This window comes from Paraburkholderia sp. CNPSo 3274 (assembly GCF_024206475.1).
Taxonomy (GTDB): domain Bacteria; phylum Pseudomonadota; class Gammaproteobacteria; order Burkholderiales; family Burkholderiaceae; genus Paraburkholderia.
In genome coordinates this window covers 1-22,578 of record NZ_JAMBPR010000019.1, presented here as the reverse complement: position 1 = coordinate 22,578, position 22,578 = coordinate 1, and the positions used below count along the sequence as shown (strand labels likewise).

Below are 22,578 nucleotides of genomic sequence, written 5' to 3'. Positions count from 1 at the left end.
TGTAGTGCGCAGGGCGTGATGGAAATATGAAAACCTCCATTGCGCTCGGGCTAGACGACTGTACCACTAAACGTCTAGACGTTTAGATGAATAGATGGTTCAATTGAGGTCCAGACAAGGTTGTTCGCAGGTGCAGTTGCCATGTCCGTTCTCCCCCGTTCACGACACAGGAACTCCGATGAACGCTTCCTCCACCCCATCTTCCGCATCGGCAACCCGGCGCGCATGGATGGCCGTTCTCGCGCACACCCCACGCGCCGAGCTTGAAGCGGCGTTGAGCGTCGCGCTCGCCGGTGCGCCCGAGCCCGCTTACGACTGGCTGCGTCCGCCACAAACCGGACTGGCCATGGTACGCGGGCGCATTGGCGGCACCGGTGACGCCTTCAACCTGGGCGAAGCCACCGTCACGCGCGCCACGCTGCGCCTGCGCGCCTCGGGCACCGAGGACACCAAAGGCACCGACGCCGCCGATGCAAGCCAGCCCGGCCCGGTCGGCGTGGCCTGCCATCTGGGCCGCGACAAGCGCCGCGCCGAGCTGGCCGCGCTCGCCGATGCGCTGCTGCAACTCCCCGCGCGCCACAACCAGTTGCATGCCCGGTTGATCGAGCCGCTTGCCGCGCGTCTCGCCGCACAACGCGACGCGCGCCGCGCCGACGCCGCCAGCACGCGGGTCGAGTTCTTCACGATGGTTCGAGGTGACGCATGAGCGACCAACGCAATGTCATGGCGCCCGATTTGCTTGCGGCGCTCGCGCCCGGCTTCGGCGATCCGGTTCACGACACGCAGACCGTGTTCCGCACGCTGCTCGACGCGCTCGCGCGCCCCGGCACGATCGGCGTGATCGAAACGCCGCTGCCGGCAGCCACGGCGGCGGATGCCTCGCCCGCGCGCGCCGGCCTTGCCGCCTTCGCCTCGCTGCTCGCACTCGCAGACTACGCCACGCCAGTGTGGCTCGCCCAGCCCGACGCCGCACTCGCCGCCGCGCTGCGCTTTCACGCAGGCGCGCCGCTTGCACAGCAAGCGTGCGAAGCCGCGTTCGCCTATGTGCACGACGCCGCCGCACTGCCTCCGCTCGAAGCCTTCGCGAGCGGCACGCCCGAGTCGCCGGAGCAGTCAGCCACGGTGTTCGTGCGTGTCGATTCGCTCGCCGGCGGCGCACCGCTCACGCTGCGCGGCCCCGGCATCGAAACGACCTGCTGCATCGCGCCCGTCGGCCTGCCCGAGCGCTTCTGGCGCGAACGCGCCGCCCTCGCGCCGCACTTCCCGTGCGGCATCGACTTCTATCTCGTGTGCGGCGACCGCCTGATGGGCCTGCCGCGCACCACTCTCGTGGAGATGCACTGATGTACGTCGCCGTCAAAGGAGGAGAGCGCGCGATCGAAGCGTCGTGGCGTCTGCTCGACGAGGCGCGCCGCGGAGATACGCGCGTGCCCGAGCTGAGCGTCGCGCAGATCCGCGAACAGATGCGTCTGGCCGTGGCGCGTGTAATGGCCGAAGGTTCGGTCTACGACGAAGAACTTGCCGCGCTCGCGATCAAGCAGGCCGCGGGCGATCTCGTCGAGGCGATCTTTTTGCTGCGCGCGTATCGCACCACGCTGCCGCGTTTTGGCTATACGCAGCCGGTCGAAACGGAAAACATGGTGGTGGAGCGCCGCATTTCCGCCACCTTCAAGGACGTGCCCGGCGGCCAGGTGCTCGGCGCGACCTACGATTACACGCAGCGCCTGCTCGACTTTGCGCTGCTGGCCGAAGGCGACGATGCGCCGAGCGCCACGCCCCTGGCGCCGCGAGCAACCCCGCCCGAAGAAGCGATGCCGCGCGTGGTCTCCCTGCTCGACAAGGAAGGCCTGATCGAGCAGGAAACGCGCTCGCCGCAGGCGCGCGAGCCCGGCGACCTCTCGCGCGAGCCGCTTGCGTTCCCCGCCGACCGCACCGTGCGCCTGCAAAATCTCGCACGCGGCGACGAGGGCTTCCTGCTCGCGATGGGCTATGCCACGCAGCGCGGCTACGCGCATTCGCACCCGTTCGCGGGCGAGATCCGCTTTGGTTCGGTCTGCGTAGAAATGATGCTGGACGAACTCGACGAAGCCGTAGAAATCGGCGAGATCGACTTGACCGAGTGCCAGATGATCAACCAGTTCGCGGGCGCGAAAGACGTGCCGCCGCAATTCACGCAAGGCTACGGTCTCGCGTTCGGCCACGCGGAACGCAAGGCGATGGCGATGGCGCTGGTGGATCGCGCGCTGAGAGCCGAGGAGCTGGGAGAGACGATCGCCTCGCCGACTCAGGACATCGAATTCATGCTCTCGCACAGCGATAACGTGGAAGCCTCGGGCTTCGTTCAACACCTGAAGCTGCCGCACTACGTGGACTTCCAGGCTGAGCTCGAACTCGTGCGCAAGCTGCGCGCGCAGCACGAAAACGGCACCGACGCCGATGCTGACGCCGATGCGGACACAACCGACAAGGAGGCCGCATGAACGCGCCCGATACCTTGCAATCCACCGCAGCCGAAGTCGCGTCGCACGAAACGCAGGCCGTCTCGGGCTACAACTTCGCGTACCTCGACGAGCAGACCAAGCGCATGCTGCGCCGCGCGCTCCTCAAGGCCGTGGCCGTGCCTGGCTACCAGGTGCCGTTCGCCTCGCGCGAAATGCCGCTGCCGTATGGCTGGGGCACGGGGGGCATTCAGGTGACCGCGGCGATCATCGGCGCGAAGGACACGCTCAAGGTGATCGACCAGGGCTCGGACGACACCACGAACGCCGTGAACATCCGCCGCTTTTTCGCGCGCACCACGGGCGTGGCCACCACGCGCCGCACGAGCGAGGCGTCGATCGTCCAGACGCGGCACCGCATTCCCGAAACGCCGCTCACGAACAAGCAGATCCTCGTGTACCAGGTGCCGATGCCCGAGCCGCTGTTCCGGCTCGAGCCGCGCGTGGCCGAATGCAAGAAGCTGCATGCGCTAGCCGACTATGGCCTCATCAGCGTGAAGCTTTATGAGGACATCGTGCAGCACGGCAGCATCGCCACGACCTACGACTACCCGGTGACCGTGAACGGCCGTTATCTCACGTCGCCCTCGCCGATTCCGAAGTTCGACAACCCCAAGCTGCATATGAACGCCGCGCTGCAGTTGTTCGGCGCGGGCCGCGAGCGCCGCATCTACGCGATTCCGCCGTACACGCTGGTGAAGAGCCTCGACTTCGACGACCATCCGTTCGAAGTGCAGCGCTGGGAGCATGCGTGCGCATTGTGCGGCTCGCGCGAGAGCTTCCTCGACGAGATGATCGTCGACGACGCGGGCAAGCGCATGTTCGTCTGCTCGGACAGCGACTATTGCCACGATCGGCGCGAGCAGTTCGATGCGCACGCAATGAACGAAGCAGGAGAGAAAGCATGACGCCGCTGCTAAGCGCAAGATCGCTCACGAAGCAGTATGGCGGCCGCAACGGCTGCCGCGACGTGAGCTTCGACCTGTATCCCGGCGAGGTGCTGTGCATCGTCGGCGAATCGGGCTCGGGCAAGACCACGCTGCTCAACACGCTCGCACTGCGCACCGAGTCCGACTCGGGCGCGCTGCACTACACGAGCGCGAACGGCGAAACGCTCGACCTGCGCACGCTTTCCGAGCCGCGCCGGCGCCTGCTTGCGCGCACCGAATGGGGCTTCGTGCAACAGAATCCGCGCGACGGGCTGCGTGCGGGCGTCTCGGCCGGCGCCAATATCGGCGAGCCGCTGATGGCCGTGGGCGCGCGCCACTACGGGCAAATCCGCAACACGGCGCAGCAATGGATGCAGCGCGTGGAGCTCGACGCCTTGCGCATCGACGAATTGCCGTCGGCGTTTTCGGGCGGCATGCAGCAGCGCCTGCAAATCGCGCGCAATCTCGTCACGGGTCCGCGCCTCGTCTTCATGGACGAGCCCACGGCGGGTCTCGATGTGTCCGTGCAGGCGCGCCTGCTCGACCTGCTGCGCACGCTCACGGGCACGCTGCATCTTTCGGTGCTGATCGTCACGCACGACATTGGCGTGGCGCGCCTGCTCGCGCATCGCTTGATGGTGATGCAAGGCGGCACGGTGGTCGAATCGGGCCTGACCGACCAGGTGCTGGACGACCCGCAACATCCCTATACGCAGACGCTGGTGGCATCCGTGCTGCCGGTCTAGGATGAAAGACATGACCCTGAACTCATCACCGGGCACGCGCGCGTTCCTCGAAAGACCGGCGCTCATGCTGCGCGCCGAAGACGTGCGCAAGACCTTCACGCTGCACGGCCAGGGCGGCATCGGCATCGAAGCGCTCGCGGGCGTTTCGCTCGACGTCGAGCGCGGCGAATGCATCGTGCTGGTCGGACCCTCGGGCGCGGGCAAGAGCACCTTCTTGCGCTGCCTGTACGGCAACTATCTCGCAAGCGGCGGGTCGATTGCGATCCGCGACGAGGGCGCGCCGCTCGAGCATCTGGCGATCACAGGCGCTGCGCCTCACGACATCCTGCGCCTGCGCCGCAACGTGGTGGGCTACGTGAGCCAGTTCCTGCGCGTGATTCCGCGCGTGAGCGCGCTCGACATCGTGGCCGCGCCGCTCGTTTCGCGCGGCGTAGAGGAAGACGAAGCACGCGAGCGCGCGCAAGCTCTGCTTGCACGCCTGAACGTGCCGCAGCGCCTCTGGCCGCTCGCGCCAGCCACGTTTTCGGGCGGCGAGCAGCAGCGCGTGAACATCGCGCGGGGCTTGATCGCGCAGCACCGCGTGCTCTTGCTGGACGAACCCACGGCCTCGCTCGACGCGGAAAACCGCGAAGTCGTCGCGAGCCTGATTGGCGAAGCGCGAGCGCGCGGCGCAGCGATCGTCGGCGTATTCCACGACGAGGACACGCGCGAGCGCGTCGCCACGCGCTTACTCGAACTCACCGCGCCGCGCGCGCAAGCGTCACTCAGCGCCGCAGCCTGAATACCGCCTGAACGGCGCAAACCGATAACTGATACGGAGCCTGACGATGTTGATCAAAAACGCTCGCATCGTGACGCGAGACGACGTTTTCACCGGCACGCTAAGCGTGGAAGACGGCAAGATCCGCGACATCTCGCGCGGCTCGACCGCCGCGCCCGAAGCCGAAGACTGGGAAGGCGACTTCCTGCTGCCCGGTCTCGTCGAACTGCACACGGACAACCTGGAAAAGCACCTCGCGCCGCGCCCCGGCGTGCACTGGAACACCGACGCCGCATTCGTCATTCACGACGCGCAGATCGCCGCCGCCGGCATCACCACGGTCTTCGACGCGCTAGCCATCGGCACGCGCCTGGCCGTGGGCGTGCGCGGCCGCGACGTGCAACTCGCGAGCGCCAACGCGCTCAAGCGTTTTTCCGAGCGCAACCTGCTGCGCGCCGAGCACTTCCTGCACTTGCGCTGCGAAATCGCCACCGAAGACGTGATCGAGCTGTTCGACACGCTCAGCGACCACCCGCTGCTGCGCCTCGCCTCGGTGATGGACCACACGCCGGGCCAGCGCCAGTGGCACGACCGCGAGCAATGGCGCCGCTTCCAGGAGCGCCACGGCAAGTGGACCGACGAGCAGACGAACACCATGCTCGCCGACATGGCCACCGAGCAGGAGCGCTACGCCGACGCGCACCGCCTCGAAATCGTGCGGCGCTGCCGCGCGCGCGGCATCCCGCTCGCGAGCCACGACGACACGCTCGTGGAGCACGTCGAGCAGGCCGCCGCCGAAGGCATCGTGCTCGCCGAATTCCCGACCACGCGCGTGGCCGCCGAGGAAGCGAAAAAGCGCGGCATCGCGACGATCATGGGTGCGCCGAACGTGGTGCGCGGCGGCTCGCACTCCGGCAACGTCTCCGCGCTGGATCTCGCGCAGGCCGATTTGCTCGACATCCTCTCGTCCGACTACGTGCCGTCGAGCCTGCTGACCGCCGCGTTCGACCTCGTGACCAAGGCCGACTGGACGCTGCCGCGCGCGCTCGCCACAGTCTCGTGGGAACCGGCCAGCAAGTCGGGCCTGCACGACCGCGGCGCGATCGAGGCGGGCCTGCGCGCGGACTTCGTGCGGGTGACGATGCTCGATACGCTGCCGGTGCCGCGCGCGACGTGGCGCGCGGGCGTGCGCGTGGTCTGACGTCATCCACGCGGTGCAGCCGATACATCTGCTGCACCGCGACAAAAGACGGCGCGCCGGATGACCCCATTCGGGCCGAAAACCAACAGCGCGCCGTCGATTCGATTTCAATTTCCCTTCATATCGTTGACGATGCCGCGACCGTGCGGCACCGCATTCTTCCGACTGTTGCGGCAGAGCATCGCGCAGCCCATCCCAGGCACCCCGCAACGGCCCCTCCGCATTGACCTGCGCGCCTTGTCTGACAAGGCTTTGCGTTAAATCGTACAAGCGCACGGGCGTACACTTAGCGGGTCCCGTTCCCGCTATCCGGTATTACACTAGCGACGCAGCAATTTTGACCTGGTAAGCTTGCGCGCGCTTTGCTGGCCGCAGGCTGGCGGGTCCAACAATAATCCGGCGCGAGCCGCGCCGGAAAATGCGCCATGGCGGCACAACCGCACGCGGCGCGCCCTGAACCATCTCGAGGAGTACCCATAGTGAAGAAACTGCTTGCCACCCTCACGGTTGCCCTGCTCGCCGTCTCGGCTGGCGTCGCCCATGCGAAGGACTGGTCCACCATGCGTTTCGGCGTTGACGCCAGCTACGCACCGTTCGAATCCAAAGCACCCGATGGCAAGCTGGTCGGCTTCGACATCGACCTCGGCAACGAAATCTGCAAGCGCCTGAACGCCAAGTGCGTGTGGGTCGAGCAAGACTTCGACGGCATGATCCCGGGCCTGAAGGCCAAGAAGTTCGACGGCGTGCTCTCGTCGATGACGATCACCCCGCAGCGCGAGCAACAGATCGCCTTCTCGGCGAAGCTGTTCAACACGCCGACGCGCCTCGTCGCCAAGAAGGGCTCGAGCCTCGCCCCGACGGCTGACTCGCTCAAGGGCAAGTCGGTGGGCGTGGAGCAAGGCACGATCCAGGAAACCTACGCGAAGGAAAACTGGGCGCCGAAGGGCGTGAACGTCGTTCCTTACCAAAACCAGGACCAGGTCTATGCCGACCTGATCTCGGGCCGTCTGGACGCTGCGCTGCAGGATGAAGTGCAAGCGGATCTGGGCTTCCTGAAGACGCCGCGCGGCGCTGGCTTCCAGTTCGCCGGCAAGGAAATCCCGACGGGCGCCGCCGCTATCGGCCTGCGCAAGGAAGACGCCGACCTGAAGGGCAAGATCGACAAGGCTATCGCCGACATGATCAAGGACGGCACGTACAAGAAGATCGAAGCCAAGTACTTCGACTTCGACGTGTACGGCGGCTAAGCACCGCATCGCGCCGGCGCTGCATGACGGCGCGCGAAGCCCGGGCGTTGCGTCCGGGCTTTTTCTTTTCCGGAATTTTATTTCGGATTCCCTATTTTATGACGACGCCGCAGGCGCGCGCGGGCGCTCCGGTTCCGGCGGCGCGTCGAATCAGCTAAGATCGGGCTACGGCCCTTGCGTTTTCTTACGGGGCCATCGTTCACTCCAACACCTTTTGCGGGCCGCCGCGCCTCGCGCATCCATCATGCAAACCCGAAATCACCCGTTGATCGCGCCCGCCCTCGGTACCGCGCGGGAACTTGCCAGTTTCCACTACGGCAAAGCCGGCGGTAACCAAAAGGTCTACATCCAGTCCTCGCTGCACGCCGACGAGCTGCCGGGCATGCTCGTCTCGTGGGTGCTGCGCCGCAAGCTGGCGGAGCTGGAAGCTGCGGGGCGCCTTCGCGGCGAGATCGTGATCGTGCCGGTGCCCAACCCCGTGGGCCTGAATCAGCACTGGCTCGGGCATATGATCGGCCGCTTCGAATCGAACACGGCGCAGAACTTCAACCGCAATTTCCACGAGCTCACCGCGCTCGTGCTGCCCAACATCGAGGCGCGCCTCGGGTCCGACGAAGCCGCGAACCGCACGGCCATCCGCGCGGCCATGGGCGAAGCGCTGGCCGCGCAGCAGCCCAGGAGCGAACTCGATTCGATGCGCCTCGCGCTCCAGCGCCTTTCGTACGACGCCGACATCGTGCTGGACCTGCATTGCGACTGGGAAGCCGCCATGCACATCTACACGAACCCCGAACTGTGGCCCGAAGTCGAGCCGCTCGCGCGCTATCTCGACGCCAAGGCGTCGCTCCTCGCGCTCAACTCGATCGGCAATCCGTTCGACGAGATTCACAGCTTCTGCTGGTCGGAGCTGCGCGAGCACTTCGGCACGCGCTTCCCCATTCCGTACGGCTCGATTTCGGTAACGGTCGAGCTGCGCGGCCAGCGCGACGTCTCGCACGAGCTCGCCGAGCACGACGCTCAAGCCATCGTCGACTATCTGATCGGGCGCGGCGTCATCGAAGGCACGGCCGCGCCGCTGCCGCCACTCGCCCATGCGGCCACGCCCCTCGCGGGCACGGAGCCGATCGTGGCGCCTGCCAGCGGCGTGCTCGTGTTTCGCGTGGATTGCGGCACGTGGGTGGAACGCGGCGCGGCAATTGCCGATGTCATCGACCCGCTCGCCGACACCGTGACGACGCTGCACGCGGGCGTGAGCGGCGTGATGTACGCGCGCCATAGCGCGCGCTTCGCCACGGCCGGCATGGAAGTCGCGCGCATTGCCGGCGAAAAGCCCATTCGCAGCGGCTCGCTTCTCTCGCTGTAACGGCAACGCCTCACCGTCAAAGGGCTCGCATCCTGGGGGCGAGTCCTTTTTTTATGGGCGTTTCCCGCTATTTCGATTATTTCGGGTAACTAATTTTCCACTTTCATGAATCGGTGGCAATCAACCATGTAAAGCGCGCATTGATCGGCCGTTAATGCGTTCTTGGGATTAATCACACTCAGCTTGAAGCCAGATTCAAAAGATCGATTAACCCCGCAAATAGAAGAAAGCTTAGAGAAAAATCTTATATGGCCGATTGTCGCAGTCCGGCCTTTCAAATTGACAGGAAAATCGCCCGCAAATCCAATAACGGCGGGCTTCAGGCGCCGTTCTCCCGGCCTGCAACCCGTATGTCGCATCCACACAACAGAATGGCGACATTTACCCTACAAAACCTTACTGTCACATTCTTTTCGTGATCGACCCTTAAATTGCAGCCCGTCACATTGACCGGCCCATAAGAGGCCGGAGTAGTCATCTTTCCTTTACCCGGAGCAACAGTTGAAAAAGAAAATTCTGACCACCGCTATTCTTGCCTCGATCGCAGGCGTTGCCCACGCACAAAGCAGCGTGACGCTGTACGGCATCATCGACGCGGGTGTGAACTACATCAGCAACGTGAAGAACGCGACGGGCGGCAGCTCGCACCAATATTCGTACGGTGACGGCGTAGCTCAAGGCAGCCGTTGGGGCCTGCGCGGCACGGAAGACCTGGGCGGCGGCCTGAAGGCGATCTTCGTGCTCGAAAACGGCTTCAACAGCGGTAACGGCACGGCAGGCCAGGGCGGCGCGATGTTCGGCCGTCAAGCGTTCGTCGGTCTGACGCAATCGAACATCGGCTCGCTGACGTTCGGCCGTCAATACTCGTTCAGCACGGACATTCTCGGCTCGCAGTACTCGACCGGTGGCAACACGGTTTCGGGTAACTGGGCATACCACTTCAACGACGTCGACCAGCTTACGTCGAGCCGCATCAACAACGCGGTCAAGTTCCAGAGCGTGAACTTCTCGGGCTTCACGTTCGGCGGTCTGTATGGCTTCTCGAACTCGACGTCGTTCGCCGGCGCGCCGACAACGGCTTCGACGGCTTCGTCGCGTGCCTACAGCTTCGGCGCGAACTACGGCTACGGCCCGTTCAGCCTCGGCGCCGCGTACACGAACATCACGTACCCGGCCAACACCACGCAGTCGACGACCTCGATCGCCAACCTGCCGGCGACCCAGACCAGCGTCGCGCTGCACGGCCTGCGCTCGTTTGGCGTTGGTGGCCGTTACATCGTCGGCCCGGCAACGCTGTGGGCCCTGTGGACCAACACGCTGCTCTCGCCGATCGCCGGTTCGTCGACGCTCTACAACGCGTACGAAGCAGGCGGCAAGTACGCCTTCACGCCGGCTCTCACGGCTGGCCTCGGCTACACGTACTCGCGCACCTCGGGCAGCCAGACGGCTCACTGGAACCAGGTCAACGCATCGGTTGACTACGCGCTGAGCAAGCGCACCGACGTCTACGGTCTCGTGTCGTACCAGGACGCATCGGGCACGCTCCCGAACGGCCAGAAGGTTCAGGCGCAGATCGGCGACTCGAACTCGAGCATCTACCAGCCGTCGGGCACGGGTTCGCAGGATCAAGTCGCGGTTCGCGTCGGTATCCGCCACAAGTTCTAAGCAGCGTAACTTGCGCAACAGCGGCAGCCGGCGACTCATAGCGCCGGCTCTGCTCGGCGCGCCGCAGCCCAGGCTGCACGCCGCGCCTTACCGGACGGGGCATCCCTTGGGATGCCCCGCTTTTTTTGGTTCATCCCAGTTGATGCACGACGCCCTTCGTCACGCCTTCTTGACGAATTCCGATTTGAGACTCATCGCGCCAAAGCCATCTATCTTGCAATCGATATCGTGGTCGCTGTCCACCAGCCGGATATTTTTCACTTTGGTGCCCATCTTGATCACGCCACCCGAACCCTTGAGTTTCAAGTCCTTGATGACCGTGACGGCATCCCCGTCCTGAAGGACATTGCCGGCCGAATCGCGATACACCTTGCCCGCTGTTTCGGCCGGCGCGGTGGCTTGCCCCGACCATTCATGCGCACACTCCGGGCAGATGTAGACGCCCCCGTCTTCGTAGGTGAACTCGGAATTGCATTTCGGACAGCGTGGCAGTGCGCTCATGGGGAATCCTTGGTGCTGACGGGGGCAATAAAAGCGCGCAAGTATAGCGGCATCGGCACGTTGCCCAACCTGCGATGCGTCCGGCCTGCGGCGTTATGTCCGCCGCGGCCCCGCCCTGGCCCCGCTTCTGGTACGCTGCGCTCTCTCACCCCGCCGCTATCGAACCGATGGAACTCCCTTTCAACGAAGCCGCCGTCTCGGTCACGCGCAACGCGCTCTCCGCAGCCGGCCAGGTGTTCCCCATGCGCGACATCGAGGACGTGCGCATCGTCATCGGGCGGCGCAGCCGCGTCGTGCCCATCGCGATTAGCCTGGTCGGCGCCGCAGGCGCTGTCGTGGGCGGCGTGCTCGGCTCGGCGACCGGTCTCGCGTGCGGCGTGATGGTGATCGTGGTGGGCTGGCTCGCGTGGCTCTGGCAGGAAGCCGTGCATCGGCTCTATGTCGTGACGGGCGGAGAATCGCGCGAGGCGGTCACGAGCCTCGACCCTGCATTCCTCGAACGCGTAGAAAAAGCGGTGCGCGCCGCCAAGGCCGCGCAAGCGGCGCAGGCCGAGGGCGGCACGACGCGGCCCGCAGCGCCCTGATACCGCCTCAAGCACCGCCGCAAGCACCACGGGCGCTTGCCCCTCACTCCATCTCGATCGACTTAACGTGCCAGATATCGCGGGCGTATTCCGCGATCGCACGGTCCGAAGAGAATTTCCCCATCCCCGCCACATTCTCGATCGCGCTCGCGGTCCACGCCGGCACGTCGATGAAGCGCTGGTCGGCGGCGTCCTGGGCCTCGATGAAGGCCGAGTAGTCGGCCAGCACGAGGTAGTGGTCGCCCCAGTCCACGAGCGTGTGGAAGATGTCCGTGTAGCGTGCCGAATCGTGTGGCGAGAAGAAGCCCGTGCGAATCTGGTCGAGCGCGCGGCGCAGTTCGGCGTCTTCCTCGTAGACCTGGCGCGGCCGGTAGCCCGCGCAACGCAACTGATCGACCTGGTCGGACGTGTGCCCGAAGATGAAGATGTTGTCCTGGCCCACGGCCTCGCCGATCTCGATGTTCGCGCCGTCCAGCGTGCCCATGGTGAGCGCGCCGTTGAGCGCGAGTTTCATGTTGCCGGTGCCCGACGCTTCGGTGCCCGCCGTCGAGATCTGCTCGGACAGGTCCGCCGCAGGAATCAGCACCTCGGCCACGCTCACGCCGTAGTTCGGCACGAACACCACCTTGAGGCGATCGCCCACCACGGGATCGTTGTTGATCTTCGCGGCCACGTCGTTGATGAGGTGGATGATCATCTTCGCCATGCGGTACGCCGACGCGGCCTTGCCCGCGAACAGCACGACGCGCGGCACCCAGTCGCGCTCCGGCGCTTCGAGAATGCGGTTGTAGCGCGTGATCACGTGCAGCACGTTGAGCAACTGGCGCTTGTACTCGTGAATGCGCTTGACCTGCATGTCGAACAGCGCATCGGGATTGAAGACGATGCCCGTACGCTCCAGGGCGCGATGTGCGAGGCGCACCTTGTTGCTGCGCTTGGCGGCGCGGAACGCGGCTTCGAACGAAGCGTCGCCGCGCAGCTTGCGCAGCGCGCCCAGCTCGAAGAGATCGCTGCGCCAGCGCGGCCCGATCGCTTCGTCCACGAGACGCGCGAGCGGCGGGCTCGCCTGTGCGAGCCAGCGGCGCGGCGTGATGCCGTTGGTCACGTTCGTGAAGCGGTCGGGAAAGAGGCGCGCGAAGTCGGCGAAGATATCGCGCGTCATCAGTTGCGAGTGCAACTTCGAGACGCCGTTCACCTTGTGGCTTGCCACGATCGCGAGATAAGCCATGCGCACGCGGCGCTGGCCGTATTCGTCCACGAGCGAGATGCTGCGGATCAGTTCGAGGTCGTGCGCGCCGCGGTCGCTCGCTTCGCGCAGGAACGCCGCGTTGATGTCGAAAATAATTTCGAGGTGGCGCGGCAAGAGGCGCGCCAATAATTCGATGTCCCAGGTTTCCAGCGCTTCTGGCATCAGCGTGTGGTTGGTGTACGAGAACACGCGGCGCACGTGGCCCATCGCCTCGTCCCACGGCAGATGATGCACGTCGACGAGCAGGCGAATCAACTCGGGAACGGCCAGCACCGGGTGCGTGTCGTTCAGGTGCACCGCGACCTTTTCGGAGAAACGCCCGAACGTGCTGTGCGTGCGCAGGTAGCGGCGAATCAGGTCCTGCATCGTCGCGGAAACGAAGAAGTATTCCTGGCGAAGACGCAGTTCGCGCCCGGCCATCGTCGAGTCGTCAGGATAGAGCAGCCGCGAGACGTTCTCGGAGATATTGCGCGCTTCCACCGCGCGCTGATAGTCGCCCTGGTTGAACGCCGAGAGGTCGAGTTCTTCATCCGCGCGCGCGGACCACAGCCGCAGCGTGTTGGTCGCGCTCGTCGCGTAGCCGGGAATCACCGTGTCGTAGGCCATGGCGTTCACATGCTGCGTGTCGACCCATTCCACCTGGCCATTGCGCTGCATGGTGCGCCCGCCAAAATGCACGGGATACTGGACCTCGGGCCGCGGAAACTCCCACGGGTTGCCATAGCGCAGCCAGTAGTCGGGCGCTTCGACCTGTTCGCCGTTCACGATCTGCTGACGGAACATGCCGTAGTCGTAACGAATGCCATAGCCGAAGCCCGGAATGCCGAGCGTCGCCATCGAATCGAGAAAGCACGCCGCGAGACGGCCGAGACCGCCGTTGCCGAGCGCCGCGTCGGGCTCGTAGTCGAGCACCGTGTCCATGTCGACGCCTACGCTCGCCAGCGCCTCTTTCATCTGATCGTGTATGCCGAGCGCGATCAGCGCGTTCGAGAACGTGCGGCCGATGAGAAATTCCATCGACAGGTAATAGACGCGTTTGACGTCCTGGTCGTACTGGCGGCGCGTGGTGATCATCCAGCGCTCGACGAGCCGGTCGCGCACGGCGAGCGCCGCGGCGTGCAGCCAGTCTTGCGGACGGGCCGTCACGGCGTCCTTGCCGACACCGTACATCAGGCGATTGGAGAGGGAACGGCGCAGCGCTTCGACGCTGCTTTGCAACTGATCGAACTCGAGACCGATGGCTGTCATCAACTGACTCCTGTCGACCGCGCCTGGCGCTTAAGCTGTCGGCCGGAGTTAGTGCTTTAGCACTTACTCCGGCCCCACGCAGAGCGCCTGGTGCGGTCCCACGCAAAGCGCTGGAAATGGCGGCGCGCCCATAAAAGGTGCAGGGCGCGCGGTTGTTCTGGGCCTGCGCCGCACGTGGCGGAACGGGACGATGGCGCATCGGCGCCGCGGCGCAAAAGGCCGGCGCCGCTCGCCAGCGAGCGCAGATCAATTTGCAGAGTAGTGCATTTTCAAATGGCGTGCGGCGGCGCGCCATCCGGGCGCGGAGCACGGCCGCCAGGCACGCGGAACCCGCCGGCCGTCTCGAGCCCTTGCCGTGCGGACGGTTGCGCGCGCGTCGCGCGCCGCCACGCTTGCGCGTGATGGGCTTGGCGGTTAGTTGCGATATGACGACGCACGATGGCGATTGAGTGCCACCCGAAGCCTTACAGTCAGCCCACGCTTTGAAGCGCCTCCTGCAAAACCGGGCGGGCTCTGTAACAATCGCAAAATTCGTCCACGCGGCCCGCGCCGCAGCCTTCATCGTCCACCCGCTCGAGACTGTCTTGTCCGAAACCTTTTCCGCGGCGCGCGAAACCCGCAATCCCAGCAATACCGAGCCCCCCGACGCGCCCATGTCCGCGAAGAACCGCCGCGCCATGGGCGCGGTGATGCTCGCCGTCGCGCTCGCGACGCTCGACACCGCCATCGCCAACACCGCGCTGCCCGCCATCGCCACCGACCTGCACGCGGCCCCCGCCGCCTCGGTGTGGATCATCAACGCGTACCAGCTCGCGATGGTCGCCACCTTGCTGCCGCTCGCCGCGCTCGGCGACATCATCGGCCACCGACGCATCTATATCAGCGGCCTCGCGATCTTCACAGTCGCTTCGCTCGCCTGCGCGCTCGCGCCCACGCTCACCGCGCTCGCCGGGGCGCGCGTGCTGCAGGGGCTGGGCGCAAGCGCCATCATGAGCGTGAACACGGCGCTGATCCGCTTTCTCTACCCGCCGCACCGGCTCGGGCGCGGGCTCGGCATGAATGCGCTGATCGTGGGCGTTTCGTTCGCCGTGGGTCCGACCATGGCCTCGCTGATCCTCTCTGCGGGCACCTGGCCGTGGCTCTTCGCGATCAACGTGCCGCTCGGCGTGCTCGCGCTCGTGTTCGCGCTGCCCGCGCTGCCGCAGACGGCGCGCGGCAAGCACGCCTTCGATCCCGTCGCGGCGGTGCTCAACGTGATCACGTTCGCGGCGCTGATCTTCGCGCTCGGCGAAGCCGCGCAGCGCGCGCCTGGCATGGAAGTGGGCATTGCGGCCGTCGTGGCGCTGGTATTCGGCGCATTGCTGATCCGGCGTGAGGCCGGGCATCCCGCACCCATGCTGCCCGTGGACCTGTTTCGCCGGCCGGTTTTCGCGCTTTCGTCGGTCACCGCGATCTGCTCGTTCGCGGCGCAGGGCCTCGCGTTCGTCTCGCTGCCGTTCTATTTCGAAACCGTACTGATGCGCAGCCAGGTGGAGACGGGCTTCCTGATGACACCCTGGCCCGTGGTCGTGGCCGCCGCGGCGCCCATTGCGGGGCGCCTCTCCGACCGCTATCCACCGGGCCTGCTCGGTGCGATCGGGCTCGCCATTCTCTCGGTGGGCATGGCGTCGCTGGCGCTCCTGCCCGCGCACCCAACGGTGACGGATATCGTCGTGCGGATGGCGATCTGCGGCGCGGGCTTCGGCTTTTTCCAGTCGCCCAACCTGCGGGCGATCATGGCGAGCGCGCCGCCCGAGCGCAGCGGCGGCGCGAGCGGCACCGTCGCGGTCTCGCGTCTGCTCGGGCAGACCACGGGCGCGGCATTGGTGGCGCTGTGCTTCGGGATCGTGGGCCGGCACGGCCCGACGCTCGCCCTGGGCCTTGGCTGCGCCTTTGCGGGCGCGGCGGCCATTGCGAGCGGGCTGCGGCTTTTCGCGCCGTCGCACCGGGCGGTGCAGCGCGGGTGATGCGGGGTGATGTGTGCGGCTAAGGTCTGAGGCAAAGGCGCGCTGGAAAAGCGCGCCTTTGCCAGCCCGGCAACCGGTTTATCGCGCGAAGTAACCCTTCACCGCCGCCACGAACGTGTCGATATCGGCGGCCGTCACGTCGAGGTGCGTGACGAAGCGCGACGCGTACAGCATCTGCGTGAGGATGCCGCGCTCCTTGAGATACGCCTCGAGCGGCGCGCAGTGTTCCTGCGGGAACTGCACGAACACCATGTTCGTGGCCTGCGACATCACCTTCACCTGATCGATCTGCGCGAGACCGGCGGCTAGACGCGCGGCGTTCGCATGGTCGTCGGCGAGACGCGCGACGTTGTGATCGAGCGCGTAAAGGCACGCGGCCGCGAGCACGCCCGACTGGCGCATGCCGCCGCCCAGCACCTTGCGCCAGCGATGCGCAGCGTCGATGAGCGCGCGGCTGCCCACCAGCACCGACCCCACCGGCGTGCCCAACCCCTTCGAAAAGCAGATCGACACCGAGTCGAAACCCGCCGTGAGCGCCTCGAGCGGCTGGCCCGAGGCGACCGCCCCGTTGTACACGCGTGCGCCGTCGAGGTGCGTGGCGAGCCCGCGCTCATGCGCGAGCTGCGTGGCCTTCGCGACGTAATCCGCCGGCAGCACCTTGCCGCCAATGGTGTTTTCGAGCGCGAGCAGACGCGTGCGCGCGAAGTGATCGTCGAGCGGCTTGATCGCGGCGGCGATGCGCTCGAGCGGGATCGAGCCGTCTTCGGCGTTGTCGAGCGGCTGCGGCTGGATGCTGCCCAGCACCGCCGCGCCACCACCCTCGTACTTATAGGTGTGGGCCGCCTGGCCGACGATGTATTCGTCGCCGCGCGCGCAATGCGCCATCAGCGCGGCGAGGTTGCTCTGCGTGCCGCTCGGGAAGAAGAGTCCCGCTTCCTTGCCCGCCTCTTGCGCGACGCGCGCCTGCAGGCGCAGCACGGTCGGGTCGTCGCCCCATACGTCGTCGCCGGTTTCGGCGCGGGTCATGGCGGCGAGCATGGCTTCGCTCGGACGGGTGACGGTGTCGCTGCGCAGGTCGATCATTGCGATGAAATCCTCGTGGTTAAAGCACGCGCGGGACGGGCGCGCGCCTTGTCGGGCGCGCGCTATGCGGCGTGAGAATCATCGAGTGTATTTTCAAACGGCGGCCCAGCGCAATGCCAGGCCCAGCGCAATGCCAGGCCGGGCGCAAGGCGCGCTTGCGCCGTGGCTAGTGCGCGAGCAGCGGCAGCGGATCGACGGGCTTGCCGTCGCTACGGACTTCGAACTGAACGCCGCCGGTGCCCATTTCCGCGATCGGCTGGCCTTGCGAGACGGCGTCGTCTTCCTTCACGAGCAGCTTGCCGTTGCGGCCATAAGCCGTCACGACCTGGTCGTTGTGCTTGATGATCACGAGCGGCCCGTACGCCTCAATTCCCGTGCCCGCGTAGACCACCCGGCCAGCGGCAGCGGCCTTGACCTCCTCACCTGGCGTCCCGCCAATCACGATGCCGGTCGACTTGCCCGGCACGAAACGCTGCAGGATCGGCCCGCGCGCGGGCCACGCGAGCGCGATGGTGGGCGCGACGGGCGCTGGCATGGCTATGCCGGCGGCGGCGGGCGCGCCGCCAGGCATCTGCGCCTGAGGCGCAGCCGGTGCGTAGTTGGGCGGGGGTGCTACGCGCAGCACCTGGCCTGGCAGGATCTGGGCGTTGGCCGAAGGCAACTGGTTCCAGCTCGCGAGGTCCTGGGGACGCTGGCCGAACGCGCCGGCGACGCGCGAGAGCGTGTCGCCCGGATTGACGCGGTAGTAGCCCGCGGGCACGCCGCTCGTGGACATGGGGGGCGCGCTTGGGGACTCCCAGGGCGCGAAGGTGCTGCTACAGGCGCTGCAGACGAGCGTGAGGGCGGCCAGCGCCGCATAGGCGCCCGGATTTCGCCGTTGTCGATTCATCTTGCTGTTCCTCGCTTGGTCCTCGCGTATGACGAAAAATACGCATATGGGATGCGCGGCGGGCCGCAGGCGTTCGCTTGCGCGCCACATTCCGCGAATTAAGCCGGAAATGGCGAACGTCCCCCATTATATCGTTCAAGCTCCAGCCGCCTTTTTTCGCCGCCATGCTCGCCCGGCCTGCGTTTGCGCGGGTCAACGCCTATACTGATTCACGCGTCACCCGATAATCAGATGAAAGGCCTCTCGCTGCAGTCCCATGGCCCTGAGGGATCCGAGAATGAACAAAGCCACCTTTCTTTCGCTGCAGCTCAACGTCGAAGATGTCACGTCGTCGCCGGGCCTCGTCGAATTGTTGAACAACCATCTCATCTTTGCGGCCGACGTGGCCGAGGCCGCCGACGAACTGGTCCAGCACGCCAGCATCGCACGGCTTTCCGGCGCCACCCAGGCGTCCGTGGAAATTCCCGCCGTCGTCATCGAGCGCTTGCGCGATGCGCTCGACACGCTGAGCGGCTATGACGAAACCTGGCTTTTCGCGCTCGAACCTGGCCGTGCGCTCTTCGACGACATTGCACGCCGGCCTCGCCTGCTTCACTAGTACGCGAATCCGGAGCGGACGGCGCCCTACCCGCATCGCCCGCCCCATTTGCCTGCGCGCCGGCGCCTGTGTGCCACGCTGCCGCGCGCGGAGCGCCATGGTTTCGGCGCGCCAAACTGGGGGAACCGCTGTGAAATCCATTCTGAACCGCCGTAACGCCGCGCTCTCTGGCGCTCCATCAAGAATCCTTGCCGTGGCCCATGATGCCGCCACGCAACGCGCCGCCGCAAGCGAAGCCGCCAGCCGCGTCCAGCAATCCGCAGTCGAGCCCACCGTTGCGCCGTCTGAGACCACCGTCGAGATCGAGTCTCGCGCGGAACCCGCAGCGGGCGCGGCCGCGCTGCCCGAAGGCGCCGGCGGCCCTCGGCCGGTCTCCACGCTTCATCCGGTGCCGGTCATGCCCGCGCACCTGAACGGCCGCCCGGTGCAGATCGCCGACGGCGCCGCGTTCGAAGCGCTCCACGCCGCCGACGAGTTGATGACCTTCCGCGTCTTTCGCTGCTTCGCCTATACCGTCAGCCTCTTCTTCCATCCGCCCACGCTCGGCTACTTCGTCGCGCTGCATCAGGAAAGCGTACTGTGGCGCGCGCTGAAAGCCAACGACCTCGACGCGGCCGGCTCGGCGTTTCACCTGATGCAGGAGCAAGCCACGCGCCTCGCCGACGGCGAAACGCGCCGGCTGCAACTCGTCGCGCAAAACGCAGAGCTCACGCGGCAGATCGAGGAGTCGGAAGCCCAGGCCGAACGCCTGCGCGTGGACCTGCAGCGCCATGCGGAACAGGAGCAGACGGTGACGGGCCGCCAGCACCAGATACGCAAGGACGTCGCTCAGCTGGAGGCGCAGCGCATTGCCGCGCAGGCCCAGCTGAACAAGGCGCACCGGGCCCTGCATCAGCTCAAGGTCGCGACGAGCGAGGGCGTGCCCCATCTGCATGCGCGGTGATCACGCAAGCGGACCCAGTTGCCGCGCGAATCGCCGGGCGGCTTCGAGGCCGAAGCGGCTCGGCGCCAGCTTCACGTCGCGCTCATAATCGACGTCGATGCCCATGCGCCACGCCGCAATGCGCTTGCCGTAGCAAATCAGCGTATCGAGCGACTGCATGACGAAGACGACGGCGGGCAACACCTGCTGGTACAGGCCTTGTGCGCGCTCGATATCGCCGCACCGGTAAGCCGTGTAAATCTGCTGCTGCCAGTCGAAGCAATCGGGCGCGACGATCATCCCTGCGCAGCCGGCGCGCAGGTTGTCGAGCAACTCCATGCCGCCGCGGCCGTTGAGCACGGGCATCAGGTCGCCGATCTGCGCGATCGTTTCAGCGATCGTCACCGCAGGGCCTTCGCCCTTGAGCACACGGAAGTTCGGGCACTGCGCGGCAAGCGTGCGCAAACTGCCCGGCGAGAGCCCGACGCCCAGATACTCCGGTGCATTCTGTATGCCGACCGTCACGTCGAGCCCCGCCATCACGCCAGCGAAGAAGTCGAAATAGAACGATTCGGGTTGCGCAGGCTCGCCTTGAGCGCGCGCGGGAGGCTGGAGGATCAGCCATGCGGCGCCGCGCTCGATGGCGTGTTGCGCGAATTCGCGCTGCGCCTGCACCGTGGGACCGCTTACCGTGACGGCAAGCGGCAGCGCGGCGCCGCTGTCCTCCTGCGCCCAGTCGATCACCTGCTCGCGTTCGATGCGCGAGAGCTTGTTGACCTCGGTCGCGAGCCCGAGCACCGCGATGCCCGGCGCGCCGCCGCGCACGGCTGCTTCAACCTGGCGCCGCATGGCGGCGCGGTCGAGGTGGTTATCGCGATCGAAGAACGCATAGAGGATCGGGTAGATGCCGGCGATTTCGCCGGCGGCGCTGGCTGGCGCGCTCATCGCGTGCTCCGGCACGATCAGTGGGAGTCGCGCGGCACGGCCGCACCGCTCGCGCCGACAAGAAAGTCCAGGTCGGCGCCCTTGTCGGCCTGCAGCACGTGCTCGACGTAGAGCCGGTAATAGCCGCGCTCGGGCAGCTCGGGCGCCTTCCACTCAGTCTTGCGGCGCGCGAGTTCTTCGTCGGAGACTTCCAGATGCAGCCGCCGCGCCGCGACGTCCAGCTCGATCATGTCGCCGGTGCGCACGAGCGCGAGCGGACCGCCAGCAGCCGCTTCGGGCGACACGTGCAGCACCACCGCGCCATACGCCGTGCCACTCATGCGGCCGTCCGAAATGCGCACCATGTCGGTGATGCCCTTTTGCAGCACCTTCTTCGGCAGCGGCATGTTGCCGACCTCGGCGAAGCCCGGATAGCCCTTGGGCCCGGCGCCTTTGAGGACCATGATGCAATGCTCGTCGATATCGAGCGATGCATCGTCGACCTTCGCGTGCAGTTCCTCGACGTTCTCGAACACCACCGCGCGGCCGCGATGACGCAACAGCGCCGGCGTGGCGGCAGAAGGCTTGATGACCGCGCCGTCGGGCGCGAGGTTGCCCTTGAGCACGGCGATGCCGGCTTTGGGCTTGAACGGCTGCGCAAACGAGGTAATGACTTCGGCGTTGTAATTCAGCGCGTCGGCCACGTTTTCCCAGATGGTTTTACCGTTGACCGTCAACGCATCCCGATGCAGCAGCCCTTGCTCGCCGAGTTGCCGCAGCACCGCAGGCAGGCCGCCCGCGTAATAAAAATCCTCCATCAGATAATGGCCCGAAGGCTGCAGATTCACGAGGCAAGGTACATCGGAGCCGAGTTCCCAGTCGTCGAGCGAAAGTGGCACGCCAATGCGCCGCGCGAGTGCGATCAAATGCACGACGGCGTTGGTCGAGCCGCCGATGGCCGCGTTGGTGCGGATCGCGTTTTCGAACGCCGCGCGGGTGAGGATCTGCGACATCGTGAGGTCCTCGCGCACCATCTCGACGATGCGCCGCCCGGCGAGTTGCGCGAGCACCTGGCGGCGCGCATCGACAGCGGGAATGGCCGCGTTGTGCGGCAGCCCCATGCCCAGCGATTCGACCATCGAGGCCATCGTGGAAGCCGTGCCCATGGTCATGCAGTGGCCACGCGAGCGGTTCATGCACGACTCCGCCTCGACGAATTCGGCCTGCGACATCGTCCCCGCGCGCACTTCCTCCGACATTTGCCACACGCCCGTACCCGAGCCGATCTCATGGCCCCGGAAGCGCCCGTTGAGCATCGGGCCGCCCGAGACGGCGAGCGCGGGCAAGTTGCACGACGCCGCGCCCATCAGCAAGGCAGGCGTGGTCTTGTCGCAGCCGACGAGCAAAATCGTGCCGTCGATCGGATTGCCGCGAATCGACTCCTCGACGTCCATGGAGGCGAGGTTGCGAAACAGCATCGCGGTGGGCCGCAGATTCGATTCGCCCAGCGACATCACGGGAAATTCGAGCGGCAGACCGCCGGCTTCGTACACGCCTTTTTTCACGTACTCCGCGAGTTCACGAAAATGCGCGTTGCACGGCGTGAGTTCCGACCACGTATTGCAGATGCCGATGACGGGGCGGCCGTCGAACGCGTCGTGAGGGATGCCCTGATTCTTCATCCACGAGCGGTGAATGAAGCCGTCCTTGTCGGCTTTGCCGAACCAGGCCTGGCTGCGCAAGGGCTTGCGGGTGGAGCGGGTCATGGCGGGGCGTCTCCTGTAGCGAGGCAACTCTCAGGGAAACTGCCGCCCGATCATAGAAGTGACGTTCGGACCCGTCAATGTTTGATAGGGCGTCCTTGGATATGGACAAAACGCGCCACCAAAAAGTACGGGCCGGTGGAGAACCGGCCCGGGGTCTGTCATAGATTTTGTGTTCAAGGCATAACATGTAGCTCAAGGAGCATGTATGCCACGCAAACCCAAGACAACTACCGAAGCGCAGACAGCGTTACCGTCCATTCCGAAGGAGCTGATCGACCAGTTCGTGAAGGGACCCATGACCGCCGAAGCGGTGCACGCCGCTTCAGCCGCGTTCAAGAAGGCGCTGATCGAGCGGGCGCTGGGTGCCGAACTTGGACACCATCTGGGTTATCCGGCGGG

General features: G+C 66.0%; 20 protein-coding genes and 1 pseudogene. 15 read left to right on the top strand and 6 right to left on the bottom strand.

From position 1 onward, the window contains the following. The first annotated feature begins 178 nt into the window (after positions 1–178). From phnG to M3I54_RS15095, 10 genes are all read left to right on the top strand, one after another. Entirely contained in the window at positions 179–706 is a 528-nt protein-coding gene (phnG, locus tag M3I54_RS15140) for a phosphonate C-P lyase system protein PhnG (RefSeq protein WP_254337133.1), read from the top strand. Further along, entirely contained in the window at positions 703–1,344 is a 642-nt protein-coding gene (gene phnH / locus M3I54_RS15135) for a phosphonate C-P lyase system protein PhnH (protein WP_254337131.1), read from the top strand. The genes phnG and phnH overlap by 4 nt, the downstream gene beginning before the upstream one ends. Next, complete coding sequence (locus tag M3I54_RS15130; RefSeq protein WP_254337129.1) at positions 1,344–2,480, top strand: carbon-phosphorus lyase complex subunit PhnI; 1,137 nt, start codon at positions 1,344–1,346, stop codon at positions 2,478–2,480. Before phnH ends, M3I54_RS15130 begins: the two co-directional genes overlap by 1 nt. Beyond that, positions 2,477–3,406 (top strand): alpha-D-ribose 1-methylphosphonate 5-phosphate C-P-lyase PhnJ, encoded by a 930-nt coding sequence (locus tag M3I54_RS15125; RefSeq protein ID WP_302058965.1) that lies wholly within the window; start codon positions 2,477–2,479, stop codon positions 3,404–3,406. Before M3I54_RS15130 ends, M3I54_RS15125 begins: the two co-directional genes overlap by 4 nt. After that, on the top strand, positions 3,403–4,173 hold the full coding sequence (gene phnK / locus M3I54_RS15120; protein WP_254337127.1) for a phosphonate C-P lyase system protein PhnK: 771 nt from the start codon (positions 3,403–3,405) through the stop codon (positions 4,171–4,173). Before M3I54_RS15125 ends, phnK begins: the two co-directional genes overlap by 4 nt. A 10-nt stretch (positions 4,174–4,183) precedes the next feature. Then, positions 4,184–4,954, top strand: coding sequence for a phosphonate C-P lyase system protein PhnL (gene phnL / locus M3I54_RS15115; RefSeq protein WP_254337125.1), 771 nt, complete (start codon positions 4,184–4,186; stop codon positions 4,952–4,954). A 46-nt stretch (positions 4,955–5,000) separates the two neighbouring features. Continuing rightward, positions 5,001–6,134 (top strand): alpha-D-ribose 1-methylphosphonate 5-triphosphate diphosphatase, encoded by a 1,134-nt coding sequence (locus M3I54_RS15110; RefSeq protein ID WP_254337123.1) that lies wholly within the window; start codon positions 5,001–5,003, stop codon positions 6,132–6,134. 479 nt (positions 6,135–6,613) lie between these two features. Then, on the top strand, positions 6,614–7,381 hold the full coding sequence (locus tag M3I54_RS15105; RefSeq protein WP_254337121.1) for an ABC transporter substrate-binding protein: 768 nt from the start codon (positions 6,614–6,616) through the stop codon (positions 7,379–7,381). A gap of 244 nt (positions 7,382–7,625) precedes the next feature. Then, positions 7,626–8,744, top strand: coding sequence for a succinylglutamate desuccinylase/aspartoacylase family protein (locus M3I54_RS15100; RefSeq protein WP_254337119.1), 1,119 nt, complete (start codon positions 7,626–7,628; stop codon positions 8,742–8,744). Between the two features lie 501 nt (positions 8,745–9,245). Continuing rightward, the gene (locus M3I54_RS15095) at positions 9,246–10,409 is read left to right on the top strand and encodes a porin (protein ID WP_254337117.1); all 1,164 of its coding nucleotides are present in this window, start codon (positions 9,246–9,248) and stop codon (positions 10,407–10,409) included. Between the two features lie 159 nt (positions 10,410–10,568). Here the strand turns inward: M3I54_RS15095 and M3I54_RS15090 are convergent, their stop codons facing one another. Continuing rightward, a complete protein-coding gene (locus M3I54_RS15090; protein WP_254337115.1) occupies positions 10,569–10,910 on the bottom strand; it encodes a zinc ribbon domain-containing protein YjdM in 342 nt (113 codons plus the stop codon). Positions 10,911–11,077: 167 nt separating this feature from the next. Between M3I54_RS15090 and M3I54_RS15085 the strand changes: the two genes are divergently transcribed. Next, entirely contained in the window at positions 11,078–11,494 is a 417-nt protein-coding gene (locus tag M3I54_RS15085; protein WP_254337113.1) for a DUF6232 family protein, read from the top strand. A 43-nt stretch (positions 11,495–11,537) separates the two neighbouring features. On the opposite strand, the gene M3I54_RS15080 is transcribed toward M3I54_RS15085, so the two are convergent. Then, complete coding sequence (locus M3I54_RS15080) at positions 11,538–13,991, bottom strand: glycogen/starch/alpha-glucan phosphorylase (RefSeq protein ID WP_254337111.1); 2,454 nt, start codon at positions 13,989–13,991, stop codon at positions 11,538–11,540. A 653-nt stretch (positions 13,992–14,644) separates the two neighbouring features. Between M3I54_RS15080 and M3I54_RS15075 the strand changes: the two genes are divergently transcribed. Continuing rightward, a complete protein-coding gene (locus tag M3I54_RS15075; RefSeq protein WP_254337328.1) occupies positions 14,645–15,997 on the top strand; it encodes an MFS transporter in 1,353 nt (450 codons plus the stop codon). Positions 15,998–16,075: 78 nt separating this feature from the next. On the opposite strand, the gene ltaE is transcribed toward M3I54_RS15075, so the two are convergent. Then, positions 16,076–17,080, bottom strand: a complete 1,005-nt coding sequence (gene ltaE / locus M3I54_RS15070; RefSeq protein ID WP_254337109.1) for a low-specificity L-threonine aldolase — start codon at positions 17,078–17,080, stop codon at positions 16,076–16,078. A gap of 166 nt (positions 17,081–17,246) precedes the next feature. Next, positions 17,247–17,969 (bottom strand): peptidoglycan DD-metalloendopeptidase family protein, encoded by a 723-nt coding sequence (locus tag M3I54_RS15065; protein ID WP_254337107.1) that lies wholly within the window; start codon positions 17,967–17,969, stop codon positions 17,247–17,249. A 277-nt stretch (positions 17,970–18,246) separates the two neighbouring features. On the opposite strand from M3I54_RS15065, the gene M3I54_RS15060 reads away from it, so the two are divergent. Then, positions 18,247–18,567 (top strand): hypothetical protein, encoded by a 321-nt coding sequence (locus M3I54_RS15060; RefSeq protein ID WP_028202694.1) that lies wholly within the window; start codon positions 18,247–18,249, stop codon positions 18,565–18,567. A gap of 130 nt (positions 18,568–18,697) precedes the next feature. Next, positions 18,698–19,510: a DUF2968 domain-containing protein gene (locus M3I54_RS15055; RefSeq protein ID WP_254337105.1), complete on the top strand. Its 813-nt coding sequence runs from the start codon at positions 18,698–18,700 to the stop codon at positions 19,508–19,510. Here the strand turns inward: M3I54_RS15055 and M3I54_RS15050 are convergent, their stop codons facing one another. After that, on the bottom strand, positions 19,511–20,434 hold the full coding sequence (locus M3I54_RS15050) for a dihydrodipicolinate synthase family protein (RefSeq protein WP_254337103.1): 924 nt from the start codon (positions 20,432–20,434) through the stop codon (positions 19,511–19,513). It abuts the gene before it with no gap. Positions 20,435–20,451: 17 nt separating this feature from the next. Then, positions 20,452–22,179, bottom strand: a complete 1,728-nt coding sequence (locus M3I54_RS15045) for an IlvD/Edd family dehydratase (RefSeq protein ID WP_254337101.1) — start codon at positions 22,177–22,179, stop codon at positions 20,452–20,454. Positions 22,180–22,384: 205 nt separating this feature from the next. Between M3I54_RS15045 and M3I54_RS15040 the strand changes: the two are divergent. After that, positions 22,385–22,578 (top strand): annotated as a pseudogene (locus M3I54_RS15040) (IS256 family transposase); the annotation flags it as partial.